We start from the raw sequence: 20,912 nt of genomic DNA on the forward strand, positions 1-20,912 counted from the left end.
GTGCCGGCGCGGCACTCGCCGCCGCCGGCGCCGCCGCGCGCCGGCTGTTCGAGGCGGCCGACACGCCGGTGCCGGTACCCGATCCCGCGATCCCCGCGGCCATGCCCGCAGGGCACGCGCTGCGGATCGAGGGGCTGCGCTTCGCCTGGGCGCCGGACCGGCCGCCGGTCTTCGACGGGCTCGAACTCGACCTGCCGGAAGGGGGCCGCATCGCGTTGCTCGGCCCCTCCGGTTCCGGGAAGTCGACCCTCGCGGCCCTGATGCTCAAGCTGGCGGCGCCGGAGGCCGGGCGCATCACCTTGGGCGGCGTCGATATCGCCGGTCTGCCGGCCGCCGCCCTGCGGTCGCGCATCGCCTGCCTGACCCAGGATGCGCGGCTCTTCGATGACAGCATCGCCGCCAACCTGCGCCTCGCCGCGCCGGAGGCCGATGACGCCGCACTCTGGCAGGCGCTCGACCGCGCCCGCGTCGGGGATCTGGTGCGCACCCTGCCGGAGGGGCTGGAGACGCGGGTCGGCGAGGCCGGGGCGCGGTTCTCAGGCGGCCAGGCGCGGCGGCTGGCGCTCGCGCGCGCGCTCCTGTCGCCGGCGCCGGTGCTGATCCTGGACGAGCCGGCGGCCGGGCTGGACGCGGCGACCGAGCGGGCTTTCCTGGAGACGCTGGATAGCGCGACCGCCGGCCGCAGCGTGATCCTGATCGCGCATCGCCTGATGGGGGTGGAGCGGCCGACCCGCATCCTCCGCCTGGTCGGCGGCCGCGCCATCCCGGCGATGGGCTGACAGGGGCCGCGCCATCTGCCAAACCGGACAGATGCCCGATAGCCTGACGCCCGAGTCCGCTGATCCGGCGGATGTCCTGCACCGCGTCTTCGGCCACGCTGGCTTCCTCGGCCAGCAGGAAGCGGTGGTGCGGCATGTGACGGGCGGCGGATCGGCCCTGGTGCTGATGCCGACCGGCGGCGGCAAGAGCTTGTGTTACCAGGTGCCGGCGCTGTGCCGGCGCGGCATCGGCATCGTCGTCTCGCCGCTGATCGCGCTGATGGAGGACCAGGTCGCGGCGATGCGCCAGCAGGGCGTCGCCGCCGCGGCCCTGCATTCCGACCTGCCGCCCGAGGAGGCGCGCGGCGTGCTGCGCGACCTGCATCAGGGGCGGCTGAAGCTGCTCTATGTCTCGCCGGAGCGGCTGCTGCTCGACGGCACCTTGCAGCGCCTCTCCGAGATGCCGCTGGCGTTGTTCGCGGTGGACGAGGCGCATTGTGTCAGCAATTGGGGCCATCACTTCCGCCCGGAATATCGCGGGCTTTCGGTGCTCGGGCGCATGTTCCCGGACGTGCCGCGCCTGGCGCTGACCGCGACCGCCGACCCGCGCACCGCCGAGGATATCCGCGCCCAGCTCGACCTGACCGAGGCGCCGGTCTTCCGTGCCAGCTTCGAACGCCCGAACATCGCCATCGAGGGCATGCCGCGCGAGCAGGAGTTCCGCCAGCTCCTCTCCTTCGTGCGGGAGGTGGGCGGGACCGGCATCGTCTATTGCGCGACCCGGGCGCGGACCGAGATGGTCGCCGACCGGCTGCGCGGAGAGGGGATCGAGGCACTCTCCTTCCACGCCGGCATGGAGGCGGAGGCGAAGCGGGAGGCGCATCGCCGCTTCGCGCGCGGCGAGCAGGTGGTGATGGCCGCGACCGTCGCCTTCGGCATGGGCATCGACCGGCCGGATGTGCGCTGGGTCGTGCATCTCAATATGCCGCGCAGCCCCGAGAGCTGGTACCAGGAGATCGGCCGCGCCGGGCGCGACGGGCTGCCGGCCCGCGCTTTGCTGCTCTATTCGGCGGCCGATATCGCGCTCTCCCGCCACCACATCGAGGACAGCAGCGCCGAGCCGGAGCAGAAGCGCATCGAGCGCCAGCGGCTCGACGCGATGGTCGCGATCGCGGAGACGGCGGAATGCCGCACCCGCCTGCTGCTGCGCTGCTTCGGGGAAGAGGCGGCGGAACGCTGCGGTCACTGCGACAATTGCGCCTCGCCGCCCCGGGTCTTCGATGCCTCCGTCGCGGCGCAGAAGCTGCTGTCGGCGATCCTGCGCACCGGGCAGCGCTTCGGTGCCAAGCATATCCTGGACGTGCTGCGCGGGCGCGCGACGGAGAAAGTGCTGCAATTCGGGCATGACCAGTTGCCGACCTTCGGCGTCGGCAAGGACATCGCCGATGCGGAGTGGCAGGGGATCATCCGGCAGATGGTGGCGCGCGGGCTGCTCGACCTTGCGGAGGTCGGGCAGCACGGCACCGCGCCGGCAATGACCGAGGCGGCGCGCCCGGTGCTGCGCGGGGAGGAGAAGCTGTTCCTGCGTGCCGCCGATGCGCCGACGCCGCGCCGGGCGGAGACCGCCACGCCGACCCGCATCTCCGACGATCCGCTGTTCGAGGCGCTGCGTGCCTGGCGGCGGGGCGTCGCGCAGGCGCAGGGCGTGCCGGCCTATGTGGTGTTCATCGACCGCACGCTCGCCGACATCGCGGCGCGGCGCCCGGCGAGTTTGGAAGCGCTGCTGGAGGTGCCGGGTGTCGGGCGATCGCGCGTCGACCGCTATGGCGAAGCGATCCTCGCCGTGCTGAACGGCGCGCCGCCGCCGGAGGCCGGAACGGCGCCGCCGCCGCGCGCCGCGGGCGAAGGGCCGGACGAGGCGCTGCTCGATGATGCGGAGCGCATGGCGCGCGCCACGCTGGCCGCCGGCGCCGATGCGATGGAGGCGATGCGTGCCTGGCGCCGGCGCATCGCGAGCGGGCTCGGCGTGCCGCCCTATGTGGTGCTGGCCGACAAGACGTTGGCGGCGCTCGAGGAAGCGCGGCCGGCGGCGGAGGATGCGCTGGAGACGCTTCCCGGCATCGGTCCTTCGAAGCGCACGCGCTACGGCGCCTCGCTGCTGCGGCTGGTCGCGGGGCTCGGCGCGCGGGCCTGACGGGATGGAGGCTGGTGATGAAAGATCCCGCTTCTGCCGCTGAGACCGCCCGGCGCTATCGCCGTTTCGCGGAGCAGGAGGCGCGCGGCCGCTCGCCGCTTTATGAGGCCCTGGGGCTCGGCGTCGCCGGCGATCCGGAGATCCTCGATTTCCTGCTGACCCTGCCGGAGGCGAAGCGGCAGCCGAACCTGCTGCTGGCCGCGGCGCGGCACCTCTTCGGCACGCCGGCGGGGTGGGAGGAATTCCGCCGCGACATCCTGGACCGGCCCGAAGACCTGCGCGCGCTGATGCTGGTGCGCGCGACCCAGACCAATGAGCCGGCGCGCTGCGCCACCTTGCTGCCGGTGCTGGCGCGGCTGCCGCAGCCGCTGGCGCTGATCGAGGTCGGCGCCTCCGCCGGCCTCTGCCTGCTGCCGGACCGCTATGGCTACGACTACGGGCGGGCCGCGCTGCCGGCGCCGGATGGTGCGCCGGTCTTCCCCTGCGCGGTCGATGCCGCCGTGCCGCTGCCGGCTGCCGTGCCGCAAGTGGTCTGGCGTGCGGGGCTCGACCTCAACCCGCTCGACATCACCGATCCCGGGGAGCGGGCCTGGCTGGAGACGCTGGTCTGGCCGGAGCAGTCGGACCGCCTGGCGCGGCTGCGCGCGGCGATGGCGACCGCGGCCAGGGAGCGGCCGCGGGTGGTGCGGGGCGACCTGCGGCGAGATCTGGCGCGGCTGGCGGCGGAAGCGCCCAGAGAGGCCACGCTCGTCATCTTCCACACCGCGGTGCTGAGCTACCTGCCATCGCTGGCGGAGCGGGAGGGCTTCGCGGCTGATGTCGGCGGGCTCTGCCGGTACTGGATCGCGAACGAGGCGCCATCCGTGTTGCCGGCGATCGCGGCACGCGCCGGCGAAGCGCCCACCGGGCGCTTCCTGCTCTCGGTGAACGGCGCGCCGCTGGCCTGGACTGACCCGCACGGCGCCGCCCTCGACTGGATCGACGGCGCGTCCTGAGAGCCGTCAGGCGGGCGCCAGCCTGCCTTCCGCGAAGCGCAGGGTGCGGTCGTGGAAGCGCGCCACGCTCTCGCGGTGCGCGATCGAGAGGATCGCGGTCTGTGGCAGCCGCTCCTTCAGCACCTGGTGCAGCGCGGCCTCCGAGGCAGGATCCAGGCTCGCGGTCGCCTCGTCGAGGAACAGGAAGTCGGGCTTCACCAGCAAAGCGCGCGCGAGGGCCAGCCGCTGCTGCTCGCCGCCGGAGAGGCGCTTGGCCCAATTGTCCTCCTCATCGAGGCGGGGGATGAGCGCGGCAAGCCCGGCATCGGAGAGAACCTCCGCGACCTCGGCATCGGTGAAGCGCGCCGCATCCTCCGGGTAGCAGACGGCGCGGCGCAGGCTGCCGAGCGGGATATAGGGGCGTTGCGGCAGGAACAGCAGTCGCTTGCCCGGCGGCAGCGCCAGGCGTCCTTCGGCGAAGGGCCAGATGCCGGCGATGGCGCGGAACAGCGTCGATTTGCCGGCGCCGGAGGGGCCCTGCACCAGCACGCGTTCGCCGGGTGCCAGGGTCAGCGCGGCATCGCGGGCCAGCACGCGGCCATCCGGCAGCGACAGCGTGGCGCCGTCCAGCGCCAGGGCGTCATTCGCCGCCTCGCTGCGCGCCAGCCCGCCTCCCGTTGCCGCGGCACGGTCGATGGCGGCGCGGAAGCCGGTGAGGCGATCGACCGTGGCGCGCCATTCAGTGACGTTGGAATAGTTGGAGACGAACCAGGAGAGCGAGCCCTGCACGCTTTCGAAAGCGGAGGAGGTCTGGATCAGCCCACCAAGCGACATGCGGCCCGCGAAATAGGCGGGGGCGGCGACCGCGATCGGGAAGATGATCGCCACCTGGTTGAAACCGGCGGTGAAGAAAGTGAGGCGCTTGGTCGCCACCATGATCGACCACCAGTTCTCGACCAGGGCGCGGAAGCGGCCGGAGAGGGCGCGGTGCTCATCCGCTTCGCCCGCATGCAGGGCGATGCCCTCGCCATTCTCGCGGAGCCGCACCAGGGCGAAGCGGAAATCCGCCTCGACCCGCTGCTGGAGGAAGTTCAGCCGGATCAGCGGCCGCCCGATCCAATGCGCGAGCCCGGTGCCGATCAGCGAATAGAGCAGCGCCACCCAGACCATGTAGCCGGGGATCGAGGCGCCGAAGAGCGTGACCGGCCCCGAGAGCGTCCAGAGCACGATCACGAAGCTTCCGAGCGTGACCACCGCGTTCATCAGCCCGAGGCCGAGGATCAGCGTATCGTCGACGAAGAGACGCGCATCATCGGCGATGCGCTGGTCAGGGTTGTCGGTGCCGGCCTCGGTCAGCCCGATGCGGTAATGCGCGCGGTCGTTCAGCCAGCCGGCGATCAGGTTCTCGGTGATCCAGCGCCGCCAGCGGATCTGCAACGCCTGGCGGAGATAGAGCGCATAGACCGCGGTCAGGACGTAGGCGGTGGCGATATAGACGAAGCCGGGCAGGGTGCGGCCGCTTTGCGGATCCTCATGCCAGCGGAACAGGAGATCGAGGAAGGCGTCGGAATTCCTGGCCTCCAGCACGTTGTAGAAGGTGTTCTGCCAATAGGTGAGCAGCACGCTCATGCCGACCAGCGCCAGGTTCAGCGCGACGACGACGGCCAGCAGCATCCGCGCCCGCCAGCGCTCCTCGCTCCGCCAGAAGGGGCCGGCGATCGCCCAGACATCGCGCAGGAAGGGCAGCAGGCGACGGATCATCGCGGGGGTTCCGTATGGTCAGGAATGGCTGGCAGGCATCAGGCCCGGCCGCCCGGCAGCGCCAGGCGGATGACGCCGCGCACCTCGGCGGCCGGCACCGCCTTGCCCTTGCGCAGGATCACAATGCGGTCTTCGGCCTGCAGCTTCAGGGCGAGGCGCCGCACCGGGCCCAGCAGCGGGCGCCAGTCAACCGGCGCCAGCGCCTGGGCGACATCGCTGGGGGAGATGCTGCTGCCAGGGCCGGCAGCGGTGACGCGGGCGAGGATCTCGGCCTCGATGGCGGAATCGTCGGGTCGGGAGTTCATGGCGGCCGCACTCTGCGCGAAAGCGGGGGCCGCTGTCGCGCGGGAAGCAGGCAGGCTGGACAGGATGCAATGCCCCGCCGCAAGCGGCGACGGCGATGGGCAGGGACGGCGCGGCTGGTGACGGCACCAACCGGCGGCTATGCCCAGCGCGGGCTTGCGGCTGATGCCGCCCCCGGGTTACGCCGGCGCTGGCGCCATGGCGGACCCACTCCCGAAGCCCCCTGGTGCCATCCGTGGTGCGCGGCATCATGGGAGACGGTCAGGAATCCCAGTGTTTCCAGCCTGGATGGGTGGCCGAGTGGTTTAAGGCAGCGGTCTTGAAAACCGCCGCAGGGGCAACCCTGCCGTGGGTTCGAATCCCACCCCATCCGCCATTGATATATCCTCACCTATCCCCCGGCATCCCGGAAATGCAGATTTTTAAAGGCGTTCTGGCGCACTCATTTCCCTTAGCGTCCCGCGAAAACTGCCAGTATCATCACAAAAGTCGGGTACCCCACCGGGTACCGGATCTCGGCAACCGGGTATAGAGCGGCGACTGAACGATGCTGACCGACGCTGAAGTGCGAGCCGCGAAGCCGCGCGGTGCTCCTTACAAGCTGAGTGATGGCGCCGGATTGCATCTATACGTCACGCCAGCCGGCAGCCGGATTTGGCGGTATCGCTACGAGATTGCAGGGCGCGAAAAGCTTCTGACCATCGGGCCCTATCCGGAGGTAACGCTGGCGCAGGCGCGGGAGGAGCGCACGAAGGCGCGGGCACATCTCCGCGCGTCAGTGGATCCCGCTGTCGAGCGGAAGAAGGCCCGCCTAGCCGCGACCGATAAGCGATTGGTGTTTGAAGCGGTCGCTCGAGACTGGCATGCACGCCGGTCTCCAGGCTGGACGAGGCGACATTCTGACGATGTCCTTAATAGCCTCGAGCGTGATGTCTTCCCTGCGTTCGGCAGCCTCCAATTGCGCGACATCACGCCCGCGATGGTGCTCGGCCTGCTGCGGCCGATAGAGGCGCGGCCAGCCATTGAAACGGCGCGCCGTGTCAGGCAGCGGATCTCGGCCGTGTTTGTCTTTGCGGTCGCATCAGGCATCGGTGAGAACGATCCGGCGGCGATGGTGAAAGGCGCTCTGGCACCCCTCGTGAAAGGCCGCCAACCTGCCGTTCTGGATCTGGATGGGGCGCGGGAGATGCTGCAGAGCGTCGAGGGGATACCTGCTCACCCAGTGACCAAGCTCGCGCACCGCTTTCTCGCGCTCACGGTTGTCCGTCCCGGCGAGATCCGAGGGGCAAAGTGGAGCGAGTTCGAAGACTTGAGTGGCGCCGCGCCGATATGGCGCATTCCGGCTCAACGCATGAAAATGCGCAGAGAGCATTTGGTGCCTTTGAGCCCGGCAGCGGTCGAAGTGCTTGACTGCGTGCGCAGATTTGCGGCGCGGAGTGAACTCGTGTTTCCGAGCGTGCGGCAGCTTCACCGCCCAATGTCAGAGAACGCAATTGGTTACCTGCTCAACCGGGCCGGGTACCACGGGCGACATGTTCCTCATGGCTGGCGCGCAACATTTTCCACAATCATGAACGAGCGATTCCGGATGGACCGCGGCATCCTCGACCTGATGTTGGCGCATAGCTCGGACGATGAAGTCGAAAGCGCTTACAATAGAGCACTATATTTGGATCGGCGAAAAGAGCTGGCGGAAATCTGGGCAGGACTGTTACTCGAAAAGTCAAGTTCTGCCATAAATATGATTGATGTCGCTCGAAAATCCTAAAAAGAGCCAGCCGAGGATCTACCGAAGGAGTCCCTGAATGCCAAATGCCGGTGAGGAAAAACGGATAATTACAGTAAATTTGGACTCCTTAATAGATTTCATATGCAACAAAAAGAAGCCGAGATATATTCGTGCAGTGAGACTGTATGAGTTTTCTGTTGCCATATTTTTGTGCGAGGGGATTGAGAGGGTAGAGAATTCCAACTCTGACTTGCTTTTGGTGGACGAGAAATACATGCGCCTAGCCCGCGCCGTCTCGGCAGCTCGCCTATTAGGGCACATTGAGGAAGAGGATCGCAGCCTAAATGGCAGTAGGAGCTACATCGAACGGTTTGGACTCCGCGGGTATGTGGGACTATTGAGAAAATTTCTTGATGCCGACGGATGGGCAACAATCCAGAAAATTTCCAAATTCGAGAGAGACGTAAAGGCGTCCCGTATCGAGGCTTTCAGTGTCGCCAAGTACTTGGATTTTGCACTCCGCAGGATTTGTCATGACGGCTACGCCGGCTCGGGAACTATTTCGGAAGCCATTGAAAATGCTACTTATCTTCAGGAATACAAAATACATGTCGGAACTCGCGAAGGCTGGGCACGTTGGGCAAAACGAGGCCATAGCGGCTTATGGTTCTGGTGCAATTACCGTCACCGCTGGCCTGTGCGCCCGGAATTACCTACACAAAAAGGGTTCGCTCGTGCGCTCCTTTATCGCCTTGATAGTGACTATCTTCGCAGTGCGCTTTTTTGCTATGCGCACGCGTATCGCAAACTCCATCCTGTGGAAGGTTTCCGCGACAAGCTAGCGAAAGTCAACCCGCCGGGGGAACGTGTAGAGCCGGATGGTACGTTCCTCATTCCTATAGCGTTGGCGGATGATTGGTACGAGATCGCTAATATGGAAAAAGAAAGCCGCAAAGCCGCCCGAGAAAAAAAGAAGCTATATAATGAACGGAGAGTGGAGGCACTCAGGGAGTTCGAAAAGAAAGAGGCCGGATTACTGAGATCGGCATTTTCCAGAAAGGGAAGTTGATCATGATTCTGGGCGGTAGCGGCGTCATATGCTGATCATAGGGAGTTTGGCTTGTGAGATGCGGTCGCTGACCTCCATGCCGTTCCCACTGGAGCCGGCAGCGCCAAATCCGTTCACTGCGCCCGCAAACTTCCGTTGACGGTTCAAAGATCAAGACACAATAGCGTGATTCTTCTGCGACTCTAAGCAGCGCAGCATCGATATCGCCTGCCTTGGAAAATACTGCGGCTCCTGATCACGGCGAGGAGCGACATGCGCATCAGACAGCGAAGCAATCAGAGCCATTGCGGCCCGCCACAAGATGCGCCTCCGCGGGTGGATTCACAGCGGAATATGCAAGCCAGTACCCTAGGCCAACTAGGCGAACGGCTCGTATGCCCTAGCAGTGCAGCTGAACGCATAGGTGTGTCCCCCAAGACGCTAGCCAATTGGCGCTGGCGTCGCGTGGGGCCAGCGTTCATCAAGCTGGGTGACCCGCGGGGCCGTGGCGCAGTCCGCTACGAGATACCCGCGATCGAGGCGTGGCTCGCGGCGCACCGCCGAAATGGCGAAGGCTGAGAGCGTCCGCGCACTGAAGCCGAAGTCCCACAAGCCGGCGAAGCAGCAAACGGTAAAGCCGTCGAAGCGGTCAGCGTCTCCTGGCGCCCCCGAGACGCGGCCGGGTCCACCCATCCAAATTCCCACGAGAGACACGATGAAGCCAAACTGTAGTCCGCAGTACGCTACGCTGCTCGACCACCTAGACCCGGCGGTTATCTGCGAGAACTTTGAAACGATCGATGAGGCTGCGGCGGAGTCCGACGTTCGTTCAGCGTCACTCCTCCGACATGGCACCAATGAAGCACGATCTCTCGCGCGAGACCTGAAGCGCTGCATGCGCAATGGACGCTGCGGACTCTCGATCTGCCCGCTTTGCTGGAGGGAGGCACGCCGAGAGCTTGCTGCTCACACCCTAGATCTGCTGGCCCCCTACGAGGATCTGGAGATGCTCCACATCGTGCCGGAAGGTGCGGCCTTCGGCGAATGTGCGCTGAGGTCTTTCGAGCCGCGCAGATTCCGCAACTCAGTCCGCGCAGTGATCGCGCGCACGGGGCGCCTAAATGGCCTCCTGATCGGTGGTGTCGACCTCGACTTCGACGCCACCACCCGCCTGTTGCAACCACATATCCACGCCATAATAGCTGGCGACCGCGGCGGCCTCACGGATGCGATTCGAAAGTCATATCAGCGACGCTCCCGTGCTAGCCCCAGTGTGCCCCGACGCGTCTATCGCCAGGTTCTGGTGAAGGAGATCGGCCCTACAGTTGAAGATCGTGCCAGCGCCGTGACCTACACCGCGAAGGGCTACATTCGCGAGATACGCTCATACACGGGAGAGAAGGGGCGCCCGAGGCGTAGCCGGCCATTCCGCCTTAGCGAGCCTCTCCATGCGGAGGAGCTTCTCTGGCGTGCGCATCTCAGCGCCGCGGAGTTCCGGCTGCACATGGGCGTGCCGCGCGGTCCTGCGCGGTCGCTTCGCACAGCCTGCGAGACCGCGTGCCGATGAGAGCCCGGGAACCTCCGCGCCGTCGACGTGTCGACATGTCGACACGACTCACAAGACCGCCCACGCGCTGCGCCAACATCCTTTGCAGTGTTGCGATCAGGCCTGTGTTTGGATGGCCTAGATCGCCTCCCCGAGGGCCTCCGCAGCCATTTTGACGTTTCAAATCGCCATTTTCCGACTGCGCGACGTGCACAGCTCGGCTTCGCTCGATGTGCGCGAACGCTTTCCTTTTGCTCAAGGGATTTCACCACCGTGACCTCGAACCGTGAACGTCGAGCGAAGATCGCTCGCCTACCCTTCTCCACGACGGATGACCAAGTTGCGGCGGACAACAGTACTGCGATCACGGTGCGCGGCTTCGGCGATAGCGAGGACGGAAGAGCCTATGTCCTATTATCGTGGGTCGATCCACGCGACGGCAAGCGCCGGAGGGAGCTTCTCGCTCCACTCAGCCAGGTTTTTGCCGGTGGAGACATTCAGAAGAAGCTAGCCGATATGCGCGCGCCCGGGCTTCGGCAGCAAGACCTTGCTCGGCTGCGGGATGTCATTAACTCGGCTGCCGAGGCAGCGCCGAGCACGTTCGAGGTCGCAACACGGCTGGGATGGATCAAGGATCGCTTCGTCCTCCCTGGCCAGGTTTTTGGCAAGGCGGCCGGCGTGCGGATTGCGCTGGATGCTGGCGGACGGGAAGAACGATTCAGCCGGTACCGTGTCGGCGGCACATTGAAAGGCTTCAGAAAGATAGCGAAGCTGGCGCAAAACAACAGCCGGTTACGTCTTCAATTGTGCGTCGCGTTTGCTGGTCCGATCATCGGCCTCCTCGGGGTTGAGCCCGTTATGGTGCTGATTGTGGGGCCTCCCGGAACCGGTAAGTCGACCCTGCTCATCGTGGTCAGCTCGGTCTATGGGCAGCATTCCGACGAGACGATCGCTGACCGGCTCGGTGCGGTGATGCCGCTCAACGCCACGGTGAACGACCTGGAGGACGAGCTGATCGCCGCACGGCATACCTTCCTGCCGCTCGACGAGACGCGCGCTGGAGCTGCTGCTTCAGTGGTTGAGTTCGTCATGCGCGTCGACAGCGGCTTCGAGAAAGGTCGCCAGGGATCAGGTCGGACGCGGCAGGCCGCGGTGGTGCCGGTAGTCATCACGTCAAACAAGGCCCTGGATGAGCTCGCCCCGGCTGGGGAGAAGGTCGATCGCGCTCACCACGACCGGCTGATCGGGGTACCCTTCCTCGACGAGAAGGGCAGGGTGTTCGAGGATCTTCACGGGCGTGATGATGAGAAGGAGCTCCTCGCTGACCTCCGGGCTCTAGCGCGGAAGAACTTTGGCGTTGCCTCGCACCACCTGGTCGAGCAGTTGGTTGAGCGGGTGGACGCGGACAAGGACGGTTTGACGAAGCAGCTGCAGAAGTGGCGTGAGGAGTATCTGAGGGCGGCCCGCGATCTCCCTGGACCGGCAGGGGGTTTGGAGCGAGTTCACCAGCGCTTCGCAACTCTGTTTGCCGCGGGTCGGTTCGCGACGAGCACGGGCCTTGTGAAGTGGCACCCCGGACTCCTGCGCAAGGACCTGCTGAAATGCGCGCTAGCTCATGCTCAGCTATGCGCGGAAGCCGAGCTACGGCAGCGCGATCCGCTGGCGCGGCTGCGGGCCTATTTTCGCGAGCACCACGGTGAGTTCGTCGACCTTGGTAAGGAGCCGGAGCGCTACGCGTCTCGGGGCGAGGCACTGGCCTGCTTGGGCTTCCTCTTTCGGCACGGGAAGCGCGGCGACGAAGTGCTGATCACTGAAGCACGGGCCGCGGAGATTGTCGGTGGGGAGACGAACTTGACCAGGGTGAGGCGAGCGCTCGACAAGCTCGGGGCGCTCGCCACCGCTGGTGAGCATCGCTTCTCTGTGCGCAGGCCGGTCGGCAAAAAGCGCGATGGCGAGCGCCTGCGGCTCCACGTGCTGGCGATCCGCCGGTCGGCGTTGGAAGGCGTTGGAGGCTGAGGTCATGGTCATGTGACCCTCCGCCCGGGACCTGTGTGCGTTGCTGATGCGGGGGCACGCTGCCCCCGCATTTCCGGCCACCCACTCTCGAATCCGCATGCAAGACTCGCGCCGAATTGTCAGCCTGAACGGGATGCGGAAATCAGGCTTGCGCCCCAGCAGACTTCACTAGACGCCCGCCACCGACGAGCCAGCCTGCTGCTCGAGTGGCGGCGCCAGGCTGGGAGGGGACGACGCCCGGCGTCGTCCGGACGGAGCCAGAGGTCCCGCCCAGCCTGGCGCCGGTTCGCGTTGTCGAGGATCCGCCGCCGCGGCCGCAGGCTCCGGCACTCGGCCGGAAAAGCTACTTCTTTGCGGGCTCGCTGGATGGCGGCAGGCGAGCCGCTATCATCTACACCCTGGTCGGCACAGCGGAACTCAACGGTTGGGATCCGCAGACCTATTTCCGCGTGCTCCTCGACCGCATCGCCGACCACCCGATCAACCGCATCGGCAACTCGCCCCTTGGAGCCTACGGCCCAACAGCACCTGAGCCGCGGCAAGCCGCCGCGACCGTAGCCGTCGGTGCACGCTTGCGCTGATTCCCCGGATCGCGGTCGGGGCGGTAGCTGCAGTCGTCGCACCAAGGGGCGCAGTACCGATGTCGTCCCGCGGGGTTCGGCTGGCGCCGCATAAGCTTTCCGCTCAGGAAGGCCGAAAAGCTCGGCGTACGGGCCTGTGCGGGTGGGTAAGGCTATCACCCTAGCGTGGCAACGCTTCGCCCGCCCCACAGGTCTGCTGTGGGCCTTCACGGCGCGTATCAAATCGCCTCCTACCGCAGTGGTGTGTTGCTGCGCCGCAACACCAGGACACCTTCCCGGATATCTCGGCTTGCAATCATGCCGGCCGGCTTGTTGCGCGGTTGCATCCCTGCATGATCGGCAACTCGGAAGCGCAGCTTGTTAGGGAAGACTCATGGACGCGAGTGTCGATGCCGGTTCTGCGGGTCCGTGGGTCACCCGAAGGGCAAGGCTGCTCGCCGGCGCCTCCGGCGCCGCGCTGGCCATCGCCTGCTGGCTCGCGCCGCCGGTAGCGGCCGCGGACTACACGGCGGACAGCGACGCGACGCTGCGCGCCGCCATCACCGCGGCGAATGGCAGCCCCGACGCGAGCTCGACCATCACCCTGACCGGCAGCTTCGCCGTGCTGTCGCAGCTCACCCCGCCAGGCAGGCAAATCACCATCGTCGCGCAAGGCTTCACCCTGTCGGGGCTCGACAATGCGGCTGGCGCGGGCGGCAGCATCGCGTTCGGCAGTACGTTCCCAAGCGGCACCCTGACGATTTTCGGCACGCTCGTCGGCGGCGCCGGGACTGGGGGGAACGGCGGGACCGGCCTGTCCGTGAATTCCGGGAGCCTGACCGCGACCGGCACCATCGTCAACAACGGCACGATCACCGGCGGTGCCAGCAGCGGCGGCACCGGCGGCACGGGCGCAGCAACCACGAACGGCGTCGCCCTGGTCAACAATGGCACGATCACCGGCGGCGTTTCGAGTACAACAGGCGGAGGCGTCGGCGCGCAGATCGGCAATGCCGGTACGCTCGTCAACAACGGGACGATCCGGGGCGGGATCGGCCAGACGGCCGGCGGCCAGGGTGTCGTGTTGGCTGGGACCTCCAGACCGGCCACGCTCCTCAACGCCGGCACCATTCTCGGCGGTTCGGACGTGACCGGCACGGTCGGCGCCGCCGCGATCAGGGTCACCGCGCTCAACACGGTCACCAACCTCATCACCAACACCGGCAGGATCGAAGGCGGGGCCGGCGCCGTGGCGATCTTCGCAAGCGCGCCTGGTGTCAACTTAGCTGTGATCAACAGTGGCGCGATCCGGGCTGGCGCCGGCCAGGCCGACGCTATTCAGTTCGGAAGCACCGGCACCGGCACGCTGGAACTGCAACCGGGGTCGGTGATCGTCGGCAATGTGGTCGCGGGATCCGGGGTCAATGACACGCTCCGTCTCGCCGGGACCGGGGCCGCCATCCTCGACGGCGCCATCGGCGACGGCGGGCAGTATCGCGGCTTCGACATCGTCCAGAAGACCGGCGCCGGCACCTGGATCCTGACCGGGGACAGCACCGTCACCAGCGCCTTCCAGCTCCAGGACGGCACGCTGCAGATTGGCAATGGCGGCACCAGCGGCAACCTGGCCGGCGCCATCGCCAATGCCGGTACGCTCGTCTTCAACCGCAGCGACACGCTGACCCATACGGGCCTCATCTCCGGCACCGGCGCCGTGCAGCAGAGCGGCACCGGCACCACCATCCTGAGCGGCGCGAACACCTATACCGGCGGCACCACGATCAATGCCGGCACGCTCGCCATCGCCCAGGATGCGGCGCTCGGTGCGGCGGCCGGCGCGCTCGCCTTCAATGGCGGCGCGCTGCGCTTCGATGCCGGCTTCGATCTCTCGGCCACGCGCGCGATCAGCATCGCCACGGGCGGTGGCACCATCGACACCAACGGCTTCACCACGACGATCGCGCAGGTCATCACCGGCACCGGCGCACTGACCGTCGCCGGCGGCGGCACGCTGATCCTGACCGGCGCCAACACCCATGCCGGCGGCACCATCCTCACCCGGGGGACGCTGGCGATCGCCCAGGATGCGGCGCTCGGCGCCGCGACCGGCCCGCTCACCTTCAATGGCGGCACGCTGCGCTTCGATGCCGGCTTCACCGTCGCGGCTTCTCGCGCCGTCGGCATCACCGCCGCTGGCGGCACCGTCGACAGCAATGGCCAGACCGCCACCGTGGCCGGGGCCATCGCCGGCCCCGGCGGGCTGACCATCACCGGCGGCGGCACCGTGATCCTGACCGGCGCGAGCAGCTACACCGGCGGCACCACCATCGCTGCCGGCACGCTCCAGCTCGGCGCCGGCGGCACCAGCGGCAGCATCACCGGCAACGTGCTGAACAACGGCACGCTGACCTTCAACCGCAGTGACGGCGTGATCTTTGCCGGCGCCATCTCCGGCACCGGCGCGGTGCGCCAGGACGGCACCGGCACCACCATCCTGACCGGCGAGAACACCTATACCGGCGGCACCACCATCACCCAGGGCACGCTGCAGCTCGGCAATGGCGGCACCTCCGGCAGCATCCTCGGCAATGTCGTCAATAACAGCCTGCACAGCCTGGTCTTCAATCGCAGCAACACGCTGGTCTTCCCTGGCGTGATCTCCGGCACCGGCGCCGTCCGGCAGGAAGGCACCGGCACCACCGTGCTCACCGGCGCCAACACCTATTCCGGCCCGACCTCCGTCAACGCCGGCACCCTCCAGGCCGGCGCTACGAACACCTTCAGCCCGGCCTCCGCGGTGACGGTCGCATCGACCGGCACGCTGGCGCTGGCCGGCTTCGACCAGACCGTCGCGGGGCTGACCAATGCCGGGCTGGTCACGCTCGGCGGCGCGCCGGGGACGCGGCTGACCGTCGCCGGCAACTATGTGGGGCAGGGCGGCATCCTGGCGCTGAACACCGTCCTCGGCGGCGACAGCTCCGCCACCGACCGGCTGGTGATCCAGGGTGGCACCGCGACCGGCGACACGCGCGTCCGCGTCACCAATATCGGCGGCCCCGGCGCGCTGACCACCGAGGGCATCCAGGTCGTGCAGGTGGCGAATGGCGGCAGCACCGCGGCGGGCGCCTTCCGGCTCGACACCCGCGTCGCGGCCGGCGCCTTCGAGTACCAGCTCTTCCGCGGCGGCAATGCCAGCGCCGATGACTGGTATCTCCGCTCCTTCCTGACGGACACGCCGGTCTCGCCGGGCACGCCGGCGCTGCCGGGCTCGCCCGGCATTCCGCTCTACCGGCCGGAGGTGCCGCTCTATGCGCCGGTCGCAGCACTCGGACGGCAGATGGGCCTGGCGACGCTCGCCTCGATCGGCAGCCTGCATGAGCGGGTCGGCGAGCAGGAGAACATCCGCGACCTCGCCGGCGCCAGCCCCTACGCCAATGGCGCCTGGGCGCGCGCCTTCGGGGAGCGGGCGCGCAGCCGCTGGGATGGCCCGGCCGCGTCGCGCGCCACCGGCAACCTGGTCGGGCTGCAGGCCGGCTTCGACATCCTGCGCACCAACCCCTATGCCGGCGGCCACCGCGACCATGCCGGCATCTACGTCGCCTACACCGACTACAACGCGCCCAACGTCTCCGGCTTCGCGGTCGGCCGGCAGCAGCGCGTGGGCCGGCTCCTGATGAGCGGCCCCTCGGTCGGCGCCTATTGGACGCATTTCGGACCGAGCGGCTGGTATGTCGATGCGGTGTTCCAGGCCAACTGGTTCGACGTGAAGGCGAGCTCGGATTTCGGCGCCGGCATCAGCACCAACGGCACCGGCTATGCGGCGTCGCTGGAGGCGGGCTACCCGATCCGCTTCGGCCAGGCCGGGCGCTGGCAGATCGAGCCGCAGGCGCAGGTGATCTGGCAGAGCGTCTCGGTCGACCGCGCGCGCGACCAGTTCTCGAGCGTCGACTGGGACGAGGATGACGCGGTGACGGGGCGCCTGGGCGCGCGGCTGCAATACACCGGCCGCGATGAGCGCACCCTGTGGCAGCCCTATGCCAAGGTGAACCTGTGGCATGCCTTCTCGGGCAGCGACCGGATCCGCTTCGGCAGCAGCGCGCCGATCGAGAGCAGCTTCGGCGAGACGGCGCTGGAGGTCGGCGCGGGGATCACCGCGCGGGTGAACCAGACGACCAGCTTCTACGCGCATGCCGATTACCGCTGGTCGCTCGGCGGCGACAGCCGCCAGACCGCGACGCAAGGCAGCATCGGCATTCGCTTCAACTGGTAGCGTCCGCGCCCGCCCGGCCCTCCGGGAGGGCCGGGCAGCAGCCAACCCGGAGCGCCGCGATACGGATCTGGAGCGGCCGCTGCAACGGATGGACCAACCGCGATCAAGCATGGCACCCGCTCATCATCGTGTGGTTTCACCTCGGGCCCTGCCGTTCTTTCAGCCGCTGGGTACCGGCGGCGATGAGAGAGGCGGACCTGCTCGGAAAACGCTGCGGATTGGATCGGAAGCTGCCAGCCCTTAGTGCATTTTCCTGGATGTGCACTATCGCCTGGACCCCCGTCCGGATGTCGGTACGGTCGAATTTGGCTGCGGAAGCCACTCATGCGGCGTCAGCTTGATAAGCGTCTCCATCGACAGCCTCGCGGCGCGTAGTGCTGGTCGGCTGACCTGCGCGGCTGCCGGGCGGACTCAAACATCCACCGTTGGCCTCGCACCGCTCCTTCGAGCTCTCTTATGCGTCTCGTACGAGGCATCCTCAGAACACACAGACGAGATCGTCACCTCCGTCATGCTCACCACATCGGCAAACAATCGCTCATCGCCACAAGGCCGCCATCTAACGGTCTGTTCGGGTGCTCAGACATGCTAAAGTGCTACCGCGCCGTTGCCACTTGATGGCATCTCGATGGCCGTTATCCCGGTGGACCGACGCGCCTACGACTGCGTGCTTAAAGATTGATGACCGGCTGTGTGCCTGCGAATCAAGCTATAGCGGTAACTTCTGGGTACGATTCCGCGTAAAGGCGCCGTCATTTCGATAGACACTCATAGTCGTTTCGCGCATCCTTTTTTTTAAAGGTGAATCCGCTTCTTCAAGCTGGAGGCCTCACATGCGGCTCTTCGTAGCTCTGACGGCCGTGCTGCTCGCGGCGGCCCAGGTTGGATCTCTTTCGGCACAAACACTGACGGATGGCGCATGCCACATCTTAACGCGGCGCCCGGAAGCCGCGATCAATTTGGGCATGATTCCAGAACCGCAGCGCGCGAATTATCGCTCAAGTGAAGTAATAACTAAGCGCGATATAGTATGCGTCGGTGGGCACCTGGTGATCGACGCATCGATATTCTCTAATGGGGGAAATATAATACTTGTTGGAGATAGAATAACCTTAAGAGCAGCATTGGATGCTCGTGTATACAGGCCATATTCACTTTCAGGAAATTTCGCTAATCCAGGTCCGGGTTATCCGAGCAATCTCGTGGGATATAATTACGAAAATGCGTGGGGTATATTGGCGTCGGGGGAGCGGCCGCTGACACAAACAATACGTAATGCTTTTGCAGATTATTATAGATGCATTGATTGCCGTGCCGAGGGTGGTGCCGCCTTAATCCCGAGAATGCCAGATGGCGTAACTTTGCCGATGGTAAATAATTCATTAAGTCCCGCTGGTATTGATGTTGGCCAGCGGATAACGAATGGAACAGATGCTCCCGAATCTGCGTTGGACATGTCGGTTTTTCAGAGCGGGTCAGTGTTTCTGTTTTCCCGTGAGCTCAACGTAGAAACGAATGGGAGAATAATTGTTTCGGGAATTGCCGGCGGGATTGGCGGGGCAGGGCAACCACCGTCATGTAGTGGCAGGAAGTGGGAAGTCGCGCAGGATTGGAACTGTACGAATGGCTGGCGTGAGGTCGGAGAAAGTGGTGCCGGAGGCAGGGGTGGACACGCGGGATCCGTAAGCTTCTTTTTCACGGACCCGGAGGTATCTGAGCGCTTAAGGCGCGAGATGACCGTCGGCGCTGCGTCGTGGTTGCGGTATGTTGGCGGACCAGCAGCTTCAAACGCTCGGCTTGTTTCCCCTTCGGAGGTGACTTCCCCGCTTACCGGAACGGCTGCGGATTTTCGCCAGGTAGGTGTGTTCGCGCAAGCTGCAGATGGCAACGAAGGTGCTATCTCGGTCGAGTCCATAGAGCCGATGAACCTCCTTCCATTGTTCTATGACTTGATAAGGGGGCTAGATGGGTTACAAAGCTACGATTTGGTGGAGTTAGGTCGGAGGATACGTGAAAACAGTTCAATTGAGTCCATTTCTTTCACTGATTTTCTGGCAAGTCGTCTCTATCAGGAGGTCGCGAGCAGGTATACTGCGGTGGTATCATCGGCTGAGCGACAAATTCGGACAGGAAGGCGCGCTTCGGTAGAATCCGATCATTTCCTATTCTCCTGCTTTGTACCGCAAAATGCAGATGAGCTTATGCCGCCACAACTTCGCGTGCCGCTAAATCTCTATAGGTCGACATGTGAGAGAGATCCGGGTCAAGTCAGCATTACGGGGTATATCTCTATAAATGGAGGGCTCTTAGCGATTAACGACTTATCCGCTTCGGCAAATGTCAGAATCGACCGAATTGCGCTGGCGATTTTTGATAGTGCGGAAACTTGGAACGATATGCTGGACACCCTAAATCAAATAAATGAACGGGTGTTGCAGCTTTATGTGAGCGTTGAGAGGGTGCGGCAGGAAAATGAGCTACGTAATCTACGCGCTGCGGCTGGTGCGCTGAATGCGCGCCTCGATGTATTGAGATCACAAAACAATGGAAATCAGCAGTTTTTTCGCCTTGTATCCGCTGCTGCTGCGCTCGGAACCGGTACAGGTGCTTTTTACGGCGCTTTCATGGAGCTCACCAACGACACACATCCGACCGGCAAGCCTGGCGAGACCCGTCCTGCCACGACTGCAGATAACCTGCAGGAGGCGGAGGCGTTCGGAAAGGCAGGCAGTGGTCTGTTGAGCGCTTGGGCAGGGGTGGCGCCATTCTTTGCGCCAAATGCTACGGCAGGATTCCAAGGCACTCAACAGCAACTCACTGAACTGCGCCGGGAGATACGCGAAGCCCAGGCGGCGTACTCGCAATTCATGTCCTGGGCCTCGAATACGCGACAGCAAATATTAAGCGATCAGGCCAGATATTTGGTCAACACCGTTTATAGTAGAAATAGGCACGCAAATCATTTAAGAGATAGGCTCATAGGTTTCGACGATCTGTTGAAATTGACTTTGCTGTCCTACGTGAATGACCCCTCGAATCGTTTTCCAGTAGTGCATAGAAACTTGAGCGCCCTTGCCATTTTCGTAAGCGACTATCGGCGAGAGCGGCCGAGTGTATCTGTTCGTGCTCCAATTGATACCTGTACCTCTGATGACGGAGGAAGGCGCGGAACTCAGCAAGTCGGTCAGATTCTGGAACTAATTCAAGGTGGCTGTGCCCTGTTGAGGCGCGGCCCTCGCTCTCGCGTAATTCGCTTTTCTCAGGGAGAGGGGCCGGCTGGCCTAGCCGATGTCCCTCTTGTAATCCTGAGTCCAGGCCGCGGAAGCATACAGGTTCCGCTGTTTGGGATTCATGCATCTTCCCTATCAACAGAGTGAGGCATGGAGGAATAAGAAATGAAGGCGCATACCATCACAGCGGATCGGATCATTATTCGTCGTCAAGGCGCCAGGATAGTTCACGCTGAAAAGACTGATCAGGGTGCTCGACACCCAGGCGCTAGTAATCGATCCGGATGCAAAGTCTCCGTGATAGTCGATGAAGAGGGTAACATCGGCGAGCCTTTCTGCGAAAATATTAATTGTTCGGAGGAATGCGATTTAAAGAGCGACATGTCAGGCAACAGTGAGCACTACTGGTGTTCGTGCGGATAGAATTAGTTTTATTAGAAAAAAATAGAGAGCTCCACTCTCTGTAATGTGGTCCCCGCTAACGACTTGATGGCGGTATCAATGGTTTCTAAATATGCGGTTA

Annotated in this window: 11 protein-coding genes, 1 tRNA gene and 1 pseudogene; 11 read left to right on the forward strand and 2 right to left on the reverse strand. The window is 65.0% G+C overall.

Features of this window, described 5'->3' with window-relative positions; genetic code table 11:
- From GXW71_RS06295 to GXW71_RS06305, 3 genes are all read left to right on the forward strand, one after another.
- The coding region (locus GXW71_RS06295) for an ATP-binding cassette domain-containing protein (protein ID WP_211851571.1) at positions 1–779 on the forward strand (779 nt) is incomplete at its 5' end.
- A gap of 31 nt (positions 780–810) precedes the next feature.
- Positions 811–2,952 (forward strand): DNA helicase RecQ, encoded by a 2,142-nt coding sequence (gene recQ, locus GXW71_RS06300; RefSeq protein ID WP_211851572.1) that lies wholly within the window; start codon positions 811–813, stop codon positions 2,950–2,952.
- A gap of 17 nt (positions 2,953–2,969) precedes the next feature.
- Positions 2,970–3,947 (forward strand): DUF2332 domain-containing protein, encoded by a 978-nt coding sequence (locus GXW71_RS06305; protein WP_211851573.1) that lies wholly within the window; start codon positions 2,970–2,972, stop codon positions 3,945–3,947.
- Positions 3,948–3,953: 6 nt separating this feature from the next.
- Here the strand turns inward: GXW71_RS06305 and GXW71_RS06310 are convergent, their stop codons facing one another.
- Positions 3,954–5,687 (reverse strand): ABC transporter ATP-binding protein/permease, encoded by a 1,734-nt coding sequence (locus tag GXW71_RS06310; RefSeq protein ID WP_211851574.1) that lies wholly within the window; start codon positions 5,685–5,687, stop codon positions 3,954–3,956.
- 38 nt (positions 5,688–5,725) lie between these two features.
- Positions 5,726–5,992, reverse strand: coding sequence for a DUF3253 domain-containing protein (locus GXW71_RS06315; protein ID WP_211851575.1), 267 nt, complete (start codon positions 5,990–5,992; stop codon positions 5,726–5,728).
- Between the two features lie 284 nt (positions 5,993–6,276).
- Between GXW71_RS06315 and GXW71_RS06320 the strand changes: the two genes are divergently transcribed.
- From GXW71_RS06320 to GXW71_RS06355, 8 genes and pseudogenes are all read left to right on the forward strand, one after another.
- Positions 6,277–6,366 (forward strand) — tRNA-Ser (locus tag GXW71_RS06320).
- A 171-nt stretch (positions 6,367–6,537) separates the two neighbouring features.
- A complete protein-coding gene (locus GXW71_RS06325) occupies positions 6,538–7,758 on the forward strand; it encodes a tyrosine-type recombinase/integrase (protein WP_211851576.1) in 1,221 nt (406 codons plus the stop codon).
- Positions 7,759–7,795: 37 nt separating this feature from the next.
- Complete coding sequence (locus tag GXW71_RS06330; protein ID WP_211851577.1) at positions 7,796–8,788, forward strand: hypothetical protein; 993 nt, start codon at positions 7,796–7,798, stop codon at positions 8,786–8,788.
- Between the two features lie 985 nt (positions 8,789–9,773).
- The gene (locus GXW71_RS06335; RefSeq protein ID WP_211851578.1) at positions 9,774–10,334 is read left to right on the forward strand and encodes a hypothetical protein; all 561 of its coding nucleotides are present in this window, start codon (positions 9,774–9,776) and stop codon (positions 10,332–10,334) included.
- A 252-nt stretch (positions 10,335–10,586) separates the two neighbouring features.
- Complete coding sequence (locus GXW71_RS06340) at positions 10,587–12,329, forward strand: DUF927 domain-containing protein (protein WP_211851579.1); 1,743 nt, start codon at positions 10,587–10,589, stop codon at positions 12,327–12,329.
- A 326-nt stretch (positions 12,330–12,655) separates the two neighbouring features.
- Positions 12,656–12,861: pseudogene (locus GXW71_RS06345) on the forward strand (transposase domain-containing protein); the annotation flags it as partial.
- A gap of 422 nt (positions 12,862–13,283) precedes the next feature.
- On the forward strand, positions 13,284–17,159 hold the full coding sequence (locus GXW71_RS06350; RefSeq protein ID WP_211851581.1) for an autotransporter outer membrane beta-barrel domain-containing protein: 3,876 nt from the start codon (positions 13,284–13,286) through the stop codon (positions 17,157–17,159).
- A gap of 833 nt (positions 17,160–17,992) precedes the next feature.
- A complete protein-coding gene (locus GXW71_RS06355) occupies positions 17,993–20,536 on the forward strand; it encodes a hypothetical protein (RefSeq protein WP_211851582.1) in 2,544 nt (847 codons plus the stop codon).
- The last annotated feature ends 376 nt before the right edge of the window (positions 20,537–20,912 follow it).

Origin of the sequence: Plastoroseomonas hellenica, assembly GCF_018129085.1 — a bacterium.
In the GTDB taxonomy this organism is placed as follows: Bacteria; Pseudomonadota; Alphaproteobacteria; order Acetobacterales; family Acetobacteraceae; genus Plastoroseomonas; species Plastoroseomonas hellenica.

Bases quoted from the DNA above. Each gene is read 5' to 3' on its own strand.
- recQ (WP_211851572.1), top strand. From the start codon at position 811: ATGCCCGATAGCCTGACGCCCGAGTCCGCTGATCCGGCGGATGTCCTG.
- GXW71_RS06305 (WP_211851573.1), top strand. From the start codon at position 2,970: ATGAAAGATCCCGCTTCTGCCGCTGAGACCGCCCGGCGCTATCGCCGT.
- GXW71_RS06310 (WP_211851574.1), bottom strand. From the start codon at position 5,687: ATGATCCGTCGCCTGCTGCCCTTCCTGCGCGATGTCTGGGCGATCGCC.
- GXW71_RS06315 (WP_211851575.1), bottom strand. From the start codon at position 5,992: ATGAACTCCCGACCCGACGATTCCGCCATCGAGGCCGAGATCCTCGCC.
- GXW71_RS06325 (WP_211851576.1), top strand. From the start codon at position 6,538: ATGCTGACCGACGCTGAAGTGCGAGCCGCGAAGCCGCGCGGTGCTCCT.
- GXW71_RS06330 (WP_211851577.1), top strand. From the start codon at position 7,796: ATGCCAAATGCCGGTGAGGAAAAACGGATAATTACAGTAAATTTGGAC.
- GXW71_RS06335 (WP_211851578.1), top strand. From the start codon at position 9,774: ATGCTCCACATCGTGCCGGAAGGTGCGGCCTTCGGCGAATGTGCGCTG.
- GXW71_RS06350 (WP_211851581.1), top strand. From the start codon at position 13,284: ATGGACGCGAGTGTCGATGCCGGTTCTGCGGGTCCGTGGGTCACCCGA.
- GXW71_RS06355 (WP_211851582.1), top strand. From the start codon at position 17,993: ATGCGGCTCTTCGTAGCTCTGACGGCCGTGCTGCTCGCGGCGGCCCAG.